Source organism: Streptomyces shaanxiensis (genome assembly GCF_039537145.1).
GTDB classification, from domain to species: domain Bacteria; phylum Actinomycetota; class Actinomycetes; order Streptomycetales; family Streptomycetaceae; genus Streptomyces; species Streptomyces shaanxiensis.
In genome coordinates, this window is sequence record NZ_BAAAZY010000003.1 from 98,440 (window position 1) to 109,817 (window position 11,378).

Genomic DNA, 11,378 nt, shown 5'->3' on the forward strand with positions numbered 1-11,378 from the left:
TGCTAAGGGTGATCCAGGCCATCGGACTGACCAGCGACCCTCGCAAGCAGCTTCCTCCCGCTGTCGACGACGTGTCCTTCGAGGCGCGCGCGGGCCGTGTCACCGCGCTGCTCGGGGCGGCGGGAGCGGGCAAGACGACGGCGCTCCGACTCATGCTCGAACTCCAACGCGGCCGTGGGATCACCTACTTCAGAGGTCGTCCCCTGCACCGCATCGCCCATCCGTCGCGCGAGGTCGGTGTGCTTCTGGGTGATGTTCCCGGGCATCCGGCCCGCACCGTCCGCGGCCATCTGCGCATGTTGTGCGCCGCAGCGGGCGTCCCGGCGCGGCGCGCCGACGAAGTCCTGGAGGTGGTCGGCCTCGTCAGCCTGCGCGACGAACGCCTCGGCACCCTCTCGCGTGGCATGGACCGCCGGCTCGGTCTGGCCTGCGCGCTGCTCGCCGACCCGCACACCCTCGTGCTCGACGAACCCGCGGACGGGCTCTCGACCCGCGAGGGCCGTTGGCTGCACGGCATGCTGCGCGCGCACGCCACCCAGGGCGGCACGGTCCTGCTGACCACGGCCGACCCCAAGGAAGCCGCACGCACCGCCGACCGAGTCGTCACCCTGGAGCGGGGCAGACTCGTCGCCGACCAGGAGGCCGCCGACTTCTCCCGCACGCGGCTGCGCCCCCGCGTCGCCGTCCGCACCCCGCACGCCTCCCGCCTTGCCGCCCTGCTCGCCAGGGAGGCGCGCACCACTCGGCGCTCCGTCGAGGTCGTGCGTGAGAGCGGCAACCGGCTCTCCGTGTACGGCAGTACATGCGCAGCGATCGGCGAGACCGCATACCGCCACGGCATCCTCGTCCACCAACTCGCCGACGAGGTCGGGGACATGGGTCCGGACAACGCGGCGCGGCTCTCCGCGGAGCCGCGGGCCGACGAAGCGCCGCTGACGCCGGCCCGGGAAACGATCACAGCCCGTGAACACGAGCGCGCGGCCGCGCAGCCGGTGACGGTGCCGATGCGACACAAAGGGTCGGCCACAGCCGACGACCTCCCGGCGCCACGCGAGGCATCAGCGGCGCCGGACGGAAAGCCGGCCACGCCCCAGGCGTCCACCGGCGAGTCGAGACGGGCCGACGCACCCACCGACGACGACGGACCTTCCTCGCCGACCGCCCCACATGCCGCTGCCCCACATGCCGCCGATCCGCATGCCACCGCCCCGCCACTCGACGACTCGCGCTCCGCGGACTCCTCTCCCGAGCGCCTTCCCGATCTCCCACCCCCCATCTCCGTCCGACCCGCGCCCAGCCCCCTGCGCCCCCTCCGCTACGAACTCCGTCGCGCCGCCGGGGTCGGCACCGGGTTCCTCACCGCCGCCGTCGTGCTCGTGGTGTCCGCCCTTACCGCCGTACTGCTCGCCCGTGTCGGGCACACTCCGCATCCGCGCCTGCTGGTCGCGTGGCCGCGGGAGCTCCCGTTGCCGCCCGCGGCGCTCGGGGCCGGGCTGCTCGGCGCGATCGCGTTCGGCGAGGAGTTCCGCCACCCCGCCCTGGCGGCGGATCGCGGCACCGTCCCCCGTCGGCTGGGGCTGCTGGCCGCGAAACTCCTCGTCGCCTCCGCCACCGCGTTGGCGCTGGCTGTCCTCACCGTCGGCTGCGACCTCGAAGTGCTCTATCTCGTCTACGGACGGGAGCTCGCGGAGGTTCCCGCCGACTGGCTTGCGCTGAGCGCGAGTTGGATCGGGCTCGTGGTCGGTTGTGCCTGGGCCGGCGTGCTGGCCGCGGGTCTCTTCCGGTCGACCACGGCGGGGCTCGCGGCGGTGGTCGCCGTACCCGTTCTCCTCGTACCCCTCGTGCAGAAGGTCCTGGAAGGGCCTTCGGTGCGGACAGCAGCCGGATTTCCGCTGCGGCTGCGTGAGCTGCTGCTGTCGCAGTGGCCGTTCGGGGGAGAGCGATATCTGGCCGCGGCCGCACGCGTCATCGCACAACCCGTCGGCGGCGCACTGGCGTTGTCGCTGGCCGCATTGCTTGCCGCCTATCTGCTCACGACCACGCGTAGCAGGGTCCGATGACGACTGTTCCTGCTCGTCCCGGCCCTGTCCTGCACGCAACTCCCTGGGGAAAGCCCATTTCTTTCCGATAAGGCGTCAATTGCGACGGGGTGAGCGATCACCCTTTCGTGTGCTTTTCACCAAAGACCTCAAGGGAGTTGGGGACGGCGCCGACAAAGGATCCGTGAGTACCCTTGCGCACACCATGATGACCGCCGCCCGCTCCGCCGACTCCGGTCTGGCCGGCCCGGGCGATCTCGACCGCTACCCCTACGCCGAGGCCCCCGTCGCCGACCGCGTCGGAGTCCCCGCCTGGGAAGGCGCGGACCCGGATCTGGGCCGTGTCGGCAGGCGCGCCGCCGGCAGCCGCGGACGCGGGCTGCACGGCCAACTCGTCCAGCAGCTCGGCCAGATGATCGTCTCCGGCGACCTGGGCGCCGACCGTCCGCTCGTGCCCGAGGAGATCGGCCAGCGCTTCGAGGTCTCCCGCACCGTCGTCCGCGAGTCGCTCCGCGTCCTGGAGGCCAAGGGCCTGGTCAGCGCCCGCCCCAACGTCGGCACGCGCGTGCGTCCCGTCAGCGACTGGAACCTCCTCGACCCGGACATCATCGAGTGGCGCGCCTTCGGGCCGCAGCGCGACGATCAGCGCCGGGAGCTGAGCGAGCTGCGCTGGACGATCGAGCCACTCGCCGCCCGCCTCGCGGCCGGGCACGGGCGCGACGACGTCCAGCAGCGGCTCGCCGACATGGTCGAGATCATGAGCCACGCGATGGGTCAGGGCGACGTCCTCACCTTCTCCCGCGCCGACACCGAGTTCCACACGCTCCTCATCCAGGTCGCGGGCAACCGCATGCTGGAGCATCTGTCGGGGATCGTCTCGGCCGCCCTGCAGGTCTCCGGCGGCCCTGTCACGGGTTGTGACCGGCCGAACGAGGCGTCGCTGGCGCAGCACAGCAGGATCGTCGACGCCCTCGCCACCGGCGACGGCGCGGCCGCCGAGACGGCCATGCGTCAACTTCTCACCGTCCATCCCGAGGTGGAGCGTGTGGTGCCCGCACCCCGCGAGCACTGACCGCCCATCCCGGTCGCGCGGCTGAGGAAGGCGCCTCCCCCCTCCTGGGGTGCCACCCGGACCGCGCGTCCTCCCGTCGGACCCGCAGGATCCACCCCGGATCCTGCGGGTCCGACGGTGCGACGAGGCCGCGGAAATCGCCGTACAGTGCATGGGTCAAGGCTTCGGGTGACACCTTCTGTCAGAATTTGCCCGTTTTTGGTTGGTTACGGGATGTGACTCGGGCCACGCAGATTGGGCGTAACGCTCGGGGAAACAGCGCGATGACCTAAGAGGTGACAGCCGAGGAGGGAATACGGACGCCGCTCAAGGCGCTGTGCATCTTCCCGGCCCCCGCCCGCACCGTCGGCCCATCCCCAGGTCGGTGGTCGGCTCCTGTCCGCCGTGGACGGGGCCGGAAGCCGTTTTCCAACGTTCCGAGAGGTTGTTCGTGTCGGCCAGCACATCCCGTACGCTCCCGCCGGAGATCGCCGAGTCCGTCTCTGTCATGGCTCTCATCGAGCGGGGAAAGGCTGAGGGGCAGATCGCCGGCGACGATGTGCGTCGGGCCTTCGAAGCTGACCAGATTCCGGCCACTCAGTGGAAGAACGTACTGCGCAGCCTCAACCAGATCCTCGAGGAAGAGGGTGTGACGCTGATGGTCAGTGCCGCGGAGCCCAAGCGCACCCGAAAGAGCGTCGCAGCGAAGAGTCCGGCCAAGCGCACCGCCACCAAGACGGTCGCGGCGAAGACGGTGACCACCAAGAAGGCCACCGCCACCGCCACCCCGGCAGCGCCCGCCACCGAGCCCGCCGTCGAGGACGAGGCGCCCGTGAAGAAGGCCGCCGCCAAGAAGACGACGACCGCCAAGAAGGCGGCCGCGAAGAAGACCGTCGCCAAGAAGACGGCGGCCAAGAAGACGACCGCCGGCAAGGACGACGCCGAGGTCCTCGAGGACGAGGTGCTCGAGGACGCCAAGCCCGGCGATGAGCCCGAGGGCGCCGAGAGCGCCGGCTTCGTGCTCTCCGACGAGGACGAGGACGACGCGCCCGCGCAGCAGGTCGCCGCGGCCGGCGCCACCGCCGACCCGGTCAAGGACTACCTGAAGCAGATCGGCAAGGTCCCCCTGCTCAACGCGGAGCAGGAGGTCGAGCTCGCCAAGCGCATCGAGGCGGGCCTGTTCGCCGAGGACAAGCTGGCCAACGCCGACAAGCTCGCCCCCAAGCTCAAGCGCGAGCTGGAGATCATCGCCGAGGACGGTCGCCGCGCCAAGAACCACCTCCTGGAGGCCAACCTCCGTCTGGTGGTCTCCCTGGCCAAGCGCTACACCGGCCGCGGCATGCTCTTCCTGGACCTCATCCAGGAGGGCAACCTCGGTCTGATCCGCGCGGTCGAGAAGTTCGACTACACCAAGGGCTACAAGTTCTCCACGTACGCCACCTGGTGGATCCGTCAGGCGATCACCCGCGCCATGGCCGACCAGGCCCGCACCATCCGTATCCCGGTGCACATGGTCGAGGTCATCAACAAGCTCGCGCGTGTGCAGCGTCAGATGCTCCAGGACCTGGGCCGCGAGCCCACCCCGGAGGAGTTGGCCAAGGAACTCGACATGACCCCGGAGAAGGTCATCGAGGTCCAGAAGTACGGCCGCGAGCCCATCTCGCTGCACACCCCGCTGGGCGAGGACGGCGACAGCGAGTTCGGTGACCTCATCGAGGACTCCGAGGCCGTTGTCCCGGCCGACGCGGTCAGCTTCACGCTTCTGCAGGAACAGCTGCACTCCGTCCTCGACACCCTGTCCGAGCGCGAGGCGGGCGTCGTCTCCATGCGCTTCGGTCTCACCGACGGTCAGCCGAAGACCCTCGACGAGATCGGCAAGGTGTACGGCGTGACGCGCGAGCGCATCCGCCAGATCGAGTCCAAGACGATGTCGAAGCTGCGCCACCCGTCGCGGTCCCAGGTGCTGCGCGACTACCTCGACTGAGTCGCCCTCGTACGACACACAAGGCCCGGTCTCCCGAGTGGGGACCGGGCCTTCGCGCTGTTGCCGCAGGTGCGGGGTGCGGCCACCTGACTCACTCTGGGTTTTCCACGAGCACCCGAGAGTGAGGAGCGTCATGCGTCGTACCTTTGCCCGGGCGCTGGCCGGGCCGCTGGTCATGGCGGCCGCGGCAGCCGCCATACCGCTGGTGTCCGCTGCCCCCGCGGCTGCCGACAGTGTCGTCGTCGGCGGGTTCCCGGTTGATGCGTCAGTCAGTCCCTGGACCGTGGCGCTGTCCAGTCGTGACCGGTTCGGAGGTACGCGGGCCGGCCAGTTCTGTGTCGGGGTGGCGGTCAGTCGGTCCACCGTCCTCACCGCGGCTCACTGCATGAGCGAGGAGGTTCTCGGGACGGCGCCGCAGCAAATGCGCGACTTCAGCGTCATCGCGGGCCGTACGGACCTGCTGTCGAACCGTGGCCAGGAGATCCGAGTCCGCAACATCTGGGTGAACCCGGCCTACGACAGTGCCACCAACGCGGGCGACTTCGCCGTGCTCACCCTCGCCCAGCCGCTTCCCGCCGGCTCGGTGATCGGGATGGCAGGTGCGGGTGATCCCGCCTATGTGCCGGGAGGCGGGGCCCTGGTCTACGGGTGGGGGGACATCACGGGCGCGGGTGATTATGCGCGAGGGCTGCGGGCGGCGCGGGTGCATGTGCTGCCCGACGCTCTCTGCAGGAGGGCGTACCCGGGCGGTGGTGAAGGCACGTACATGGCAGACAGCATGGTCTGCGCCGGAGAGCCGCAGGGAGGGCGGGATGCCTGTCAGGGAGACAGCGGAGGGCCGCTGGTCGCTCGGGGGAAGCTGATCGGGCTGGTGTCCTGGGGTACCGGCTGCGGACGCGCGGGCAGTCCCGGCGTCTACACGCGGGTGTCCGAGATCGCACGGACTCTGCGGTGGGCCGTCCGGGCGGCTGACAGGGCCTGAGGGATCGCGGGCCATGAGCGCGGGCGGCCGCCCCTGACATCAGGGGCGGCCGCCCGTCAACCGGCCTGTGCCGGAGCTGGCTCGTCGTGGATGCGAGGTGTCAGCGCTCTTCTTCGGACGCCGATGCGGGAACGGACGTCAGCCGCTCCGTCTCGTCCTGTATCTCAGCGGCGATCTTCTTGAGTTCCGGCTCGAACTTGCGACCGTGGTGGGCGCAGAAGAGCAGTTCTCCGCCGCTGAGCAGGACGACGCGCACGTACGCCTGGGCGCCGCAACGGTCGCAGCGGTCAGCGGCCGTCAGCGGGCTCGCGGGGGTCAGAACAGTAGTCACGTCGCCTCTTCTCTAGCTCGACGAGCTGTCGTACCAGGGTCAACATCCAACCAGCCTCAAAACGTTCCCGCTCGTGGCTTCACCCAGAGTGAAATTTTTTCCGGGGCGGCCGGCTGCTGCCGGTTTGGCGGCGAATGTGCCGTATTGCGTCTCTGTCTTGCTTACGGTTTCGCACTGTCGGTCAAGGTCGGTCCTCCCGGCTGGCTTGCCGGTTTGTTCATGAGGACGTGCCCGGAGCCTATTTGGTTCATGCCTGGAAGGGAACGTGATATGTACTTCACCCCATCGAGGGATCGAACACGCATGCGACCCTGGACTAGTCTGTGTTTCGCACGAGGGTGGCGTTACAACGGCTCTACCAGGCCTCGGTACCCTCTTGACGGCGACCGAAGCCGCGCCCTTACCCATCAGGGCGTCATCTGAAATTCAGCGAGGAGCGAACCGCGTGACCGCCGAGACGTCCGTGCCGTCCACAGCGCTGCTGGCAGGAGCAGACCGGGACGGTTCCAACTACACCGCGCGGCACCTGCTCGTCCTCGAGGGGCTCGAGGCCGTGCGCAAGCGCCCGGGTATGTACATCGGGTCGACCGACAGCCGCGGTCTCATGCACTGCCTGTGGGAGATCATCGACAACTCCGTCGACGAGGCCCTCGGCGGCTACTGCGATCACATCGAGGTGATCCTGCACGACGACGGGTCCGTGGAGGTCCGGGACAACGGCCGGGGCATCCCGGTCGACGTCGAGCCCAAGACCGGCATGTCCGGCGTCGAGGTCGTCATGACCAAGCTGCACGCGGGCGGCAAGTTCGGCGGCGGCTCCTACGCCGCCTCCGGCGGTCTGCACGGCGTGGGCGCCTCTGTGGTGAACGCCCTGTCCGCGCGGCTGGACGTCGAGGTGGACCGCAGCGGCCACACCCACGCCATCAGCTTCCGGCGCGGTGTCCCCGGGGCCTTCGCCGCCGACGGCCCGAACGCGAAGTTCGATGCCAAGAGCGGCCTGCGCAAGACCAAGAAGATCCCCAAGACCCGCAACGGCACGCGCGTGCGGTACTGGGCCGACCGCCAGATCTTCCTCAAGGACGCCAAGCTCTCCCTGGAGAACCTGCATCAGCGCGCCCGCCAGACCGCGTTCCTGGTGCCCGGCCTGACCATCGTCGTCCGCGACGAGTTCGGCCTCGGCGATGGCGGCAGCAAGGGCGAGGAGTCCTTCCGCTTCGACGGCGGCATCAGCGAGTTCTGCGAGTACCTGGCCGCCGACAGGCCGGTCTGCGACGTCCTGCGCTTCTCCGGCCAGGGCACCTTCAGGGAGACCGTCCCGGTCCTGGACGAGCACGGCCAGATGACCCCCACCCAGGTCACCCGTGAGCTCGACGTCGATGTCGCGATGCGGTGGGGCACGGGGTACGACACGACCCTGAAGTCGTTCGTGAACATCATCGCCACCCCCAAGGGCGGCACCCACGTCGCGGGCTTCGAGACGGCCGTGACCAGCACCGTGAACGAGGTGCTGCGCGCCAAGAAGCTGCTGCGCGTCGCCGAGGACGACGTCGTCAAGGACGACGCCCTGGAGGGCCTCACCGCGGTCGTCACCGTGCGCCTGGCCGAGCCGCAGTTCGAGGGCCAGACCAAGGAGGTCCTGGGTACCTCGGCGGCCCGGCGCATCGTGAACACCGTGATCGCCAAGGAGCTCAAGGCGTTCCTGACGTCCACCAAGCGGGACGCCGCGGCACAGGCGCGCGTGGTCCTCGAGAAGGCCGTCGCAGCGGCCCGTACGCGTATCGCGGCCCGCCAGCACAAGGACGCGCAGCGCCGGAAGACGGCGCTGGAGTCCTCGTCGCTGCCCGCCAAGCTCGCCGACTGCCGCAGCGACGACGTCGACCGCAGCGAGTTGTTCATCGTCGAGGGAGACTCCGCGCTCGGCACCGCCAAGCTCGCCCGGAACTCCGAGTTCCAGGCGCTGCTGCCGATCCGTGGCAAGATCCTCAACGTCCAGAAGTCGTCCGTGACCGACATGCTCAAGAACGCCGAGTGCGGCGCGATCATCCAGGTCATAGGGGCGGGGTCCGGCCGGACCTTCGACATCGACGCCGCGCGCTACGGCAAGATCATCATGATGACCGACGCCGATGTGGACGGCTCGCACATCCGGACCCTGCTGCTGACGCTCTTCCAGCGCTACATGCGGCCGATGATCGAGGCGGGCCGGGTGTTCGCCGCGGTGCCGCCGCTGCACCGGATCGAGCTCGTCCAGCCCAAGAAGGGGCAGGACAAGTACGTCTACACGTACTCGGACCGTGAGCTGCGCGACAAGCTCATGGAGTTCGAGAGCAAGGGGGTCCGGTACAAGGACTCCATCCAGCGGTACAAGGGTCTCGGTGAGATGGACGCCGACCAGCTGGCCGAGACGACCATGGACCCGCGCCACCGCACACTGCGCCGGATCACCCTCTCCGACCTGGAGGCCGCCGAGCGGGTCTTCGATCTGCTGATGGGGAACGACGTGGCGCCGCGCAAGGAGTTCATCTCAAGCTCCGCGGCGACGCTGGACCGGTCGCGCATCGACGCGTAGCCGACGCGCTGGGCTTGGGCCGTGTTATCGGCCTCCGCTCCGCCTTCGGCCGCTGACTTGGGTACCCACCCGCACCGCTCGTGCGGCATTCGTCGCCGGGTGCGGGTGGCCTCAGTGGCGTGTTCTCGCCGTCGGCGGCCGTTGGCGGCTGCCGACGGACTGTCGGCGGTTATCCGGTATCGGGTCTTTGTGGGGTGCGTCACCTGATGGGGTGAAGCGCCCAAAGAAGAAGAGTCGGGGATCTTTCCGTTCTGTCCATGCTTGGTCATGCACTCAAGCGACGGTCGTCCCCGCGAAGCCAGAAGTGCGCGGCTCGACGATCCCTGGTACGACGCCCTCGCCTCCGGGTGGGGGGAGTGGGACGATACGGGCACTCCTGAGGCGACCCCGCCGACTGCGGGCGACGTGTACCTCGAGGTGCAGCGCAGTGCGGCCTTCCGGGAAGTGCGCAGCCGGTACCGGAGGTTCGTGGTTCCGGCGGTTGCCGTGTTCCTCTCCTGGTACGTGGCGTACGTCGTGGCCGCCACCGCCGCGCCGGGGCTGATGGCCCGCCCCGTCGCGGGCGCGGTGAACGTCGCGATGGTCGCTGGGCTCGGACAGTTCCTCAGCACCTTCCTGCTCACCTGGGCCTACGCGCGCCACGCGCGGCTGCGACGGGACCGCGCGGCGCTCGAACTGCGCTGGGACACCCAGGAGTTGACGCGCGTCACACACGGACGAGCGGCGGGCGGTGCCTCATGACGGGTGATCACCAGACCCTGGCGCTGCTGCTGTTCGGCGTGTTCGTCGCGATCACGCTGGCGATCACGACGTGGGTGAGCCGCAACCGGCGTGGTTCGGCCGAGGAGTTCTACGCGGGCGGCCGGCTCTTCACGCCCATGGAGAATGGTTTTGCCATCGCCGGTGACTACATGTCGGCCGCCTCCTTCCTCGGCATCTCCGGGCTCATCGCCCTGTTCGGTTACGACGGGCTGCTGTACTCGGTCGGCTTCCTCGTGGCCTGGCTGGTGGTGCTGTTCCTCGTCGCCGAACTGGTCCGCAACTGCGGACGGTTCACGCTCGCCGACGTGGTCGCCGCTCGGATGCGGGAGCGCCCCGTGCGGATCGCGACGGGAACTTCCTCGGTCACCGTGTCCGTTCTGTATCTGGTGGCGCAGATGGTGGGCGCGGGCACCCTGGTCGCGTTGCTGCTCGGGGGCAGGAGCGAGGCGGCGCAGGCCTGGACCGTCATCGGCGTCGGCGCGCTCATGGTGATCTATGTGTCGTTGGGAGGGATGCGGGCCACCACCTGGATCCAGATCGTCAAGTCGGTCCTGCTGCTCGGCGGCACCGTCGCGTTGACCGTGCTCGTCCTGCTGCGCTTCCACGGCGACTTCGACCGGCTGCTGCTCACGGCGGCCGAGCGCAGTGGTCACGGTGACGCGTTCCTGGCGCCCGGGCTCAAGTACGGCGGGGACTGGACAGCCCGGTTCGACTTCATCAGCCTGGGCCTGGCGCTCGTGCTCGGCACCGCCGGACTGCCGCACATCCTGTCCCGCTTCTTCACCGTGCCCACCGCCCGCGCGGCACGGCGCTCCGTGGTCTGGGCGATCGGGCTCATCGGCGGTTTCTACCTGATGACCATCGTCCTCGGCTTCGGCGCGGCCGCCATCCTCGGGTCCGAGGCCGTCCGCGGGTCGAACGCGGCCGGGAACACGGCGGTACCGCTGCTCGCGCTCGATCTGGGCGGTGGCGCGGACTCCACGGGAGGAACGGTTCTCTTCGCGCTTGTCGCGGCCATCGCCTTCGCCACGATCCTCGCGGTCGTCGCCGGCATCACGCTCTCGTCCTCGGCCTCCGTGGCCCACGACCTGTACGCCTCACTACGACGCCGGCGCGCCGAGCCCCGCAGCGAGGTGGCCGTGGCACGTGTCGCCGCGGTCGGCATCGGCGTGGTCGCGATCGCCCTCGGACTGCTGGCCCGCGACCTCAACGTCGCCTTCCTCGTGGGCCTCGCCTTCGCCGTCGCCGCGTCCGCCAACCTGCCGGTGCTGCTCTACTCGCTGTTCTGGCGGGACTTCACCACGCGCGGTGCCGTATGGGCCGTGTACGGCGGTCTGATCCCGGCCGTGGTGCTCGTGTTGCTTTCGCCGGTGGTGTCGGGCAGCCCCGACTCACTGTTCCCCGGAGTCGACTTCCAGTACTTCCCCCTGCAGAACCCCGGCCTCGTCTCGATCCCGCTGGGCTTCGTCACCGGCTGGCTCGGCACCGTCACCTCGGCCGAGGTCCCCGACGCGGCCAAGCACGCGGAGACCGAGGTGCGGTCGCTGACGGGGGCGGGGGCGGTCTAGGAGGCGGCTTCCGGCCCATGCCGGGGTCGCGGACCGGCACTGGAGGGCGCCTTCACCGCCGTACGTTTCACCGGACGGCTGACGCTTGGGCG

General features: G+C 69.7%; 8 protein-coding genes. 7 read left to right on the forward strand and 1 reads right to left on the reverse strand.

Annotated elements, in window-relative coordinates; translation table 11 throughout:
* Positions 1-8: 8 nt before the first annotated feature.
* The 4 genes from ABD932_RS02660 (at position 9) to ABD932_RS02675 (ending at position 6,056) form a co-directional block, all read left to right on the forward strand.
* Positions 9-2,060, forward strand: coding sequence for an ABC transporter ATP-binding protein (locus ABD932_RS02660; protein WP_345008436.1), 2,052 nt, complete (start codon positions 9-11; stop codon positions 2,058-2,060).
* Positions 2,061-2,223: 163 nt separating this feature from the next.
* Positions 2,224-3,111 (forward strand): FadR/GntR family transcriptional regulator, encoded by an 888-nt coding sequence (locus ABD932_RS02665; RefSeq protein ID WP_345008437.1) that lies wholly within the window; start codon positions 2,224-2,226, stop codon positions 3,109-3,111.
* 430 nt (positions 3,112-3,541) lie between these two features.
* Positions 3,542-5,074, forward strand: a complete 1,533-nt coding sequence (locus ABD932_RS02670) for an RNA polymerase sigma factor (protein WP_345008438.1) — start codon at positions 3,542-3,544, stop codon at positions 5,072-5,074.
* 133 nt (positions 5,075-5,207) lie between these two features.
* Positions 5,208-6,056, forward strand: a complete 849-nt coding sequence (locus tag ABD932_RS02675) for a serine protease (protein ID WP_345008439.1) — start codon at positions 5,208-5,210, stop codon at positions 6,054-6,056.
* A 100-nt stretch (positions 6,057-6,156) separates the two neighbouring features.
* Here ABD932_RS02675 and ABD932_RS02680 read toward each other — a convergent pair whose 3' ends face one another.
* Positions 6,157-6,387: a DUF7455 domain-containing protein gene (locus tag ABD932_RS02680; RefSeq protein ID WP_030945102.1), complete on the reverse strand. Its 231-nt coding sequence runs from the start codon at positions 6,385-6,387 to the stop codon at positions 6,157-6,159.
* 445 nt (positions 6,388-6,832) lie between these two features.
* On the opposite strand from ABD932_RS02680, the gene ABD932_RS02685 reads away from it, so the two are divergent.
* The 3 genes from ABD932_RS02685 (at position 6,833) to ABD932_RS02695 (ending at position 11,286) form a co-directional block, all read left to right on the forward strand.
* Positions 6,833-8,956: a DNA gyrase/topoisomerase IV subunit B gene (locus tag ABD932_RS02685; protein ID WP_345008440.1), complete on the forward strand. Its 2,124-nt coding sequence runs from the start codon at positions 6,833-6,835 to the stop codon at positions 8,954-8,956.
* Between the two features lie 267 nt (positions 8,957-9,223).
* Entirely contained in the window at positions 9,224-9,697 is a 474-nt protein-coding gene (locus ABD932_RS02690; RefSeq protein ID WP_345008441.1) for a DUF485 domain-containing protein, read from the forward strand.
* Positions 9,694-11,286, forward strand: coding sequence for a solute symporter family protein (locus ABD932_RS02695; protein WP_345008442.1), 1,593 nt, complete (start codon positions 9,694-9,696; stop codon positions 11,284-11,286). Before ABD932_RS02690 ends, ABD932_RS02695 begins: the two co-directional genes overlap by 4 nt.
* The last annotated feature ends 92 nt before the right edge of the window (positions 11,287-11,378 follow it).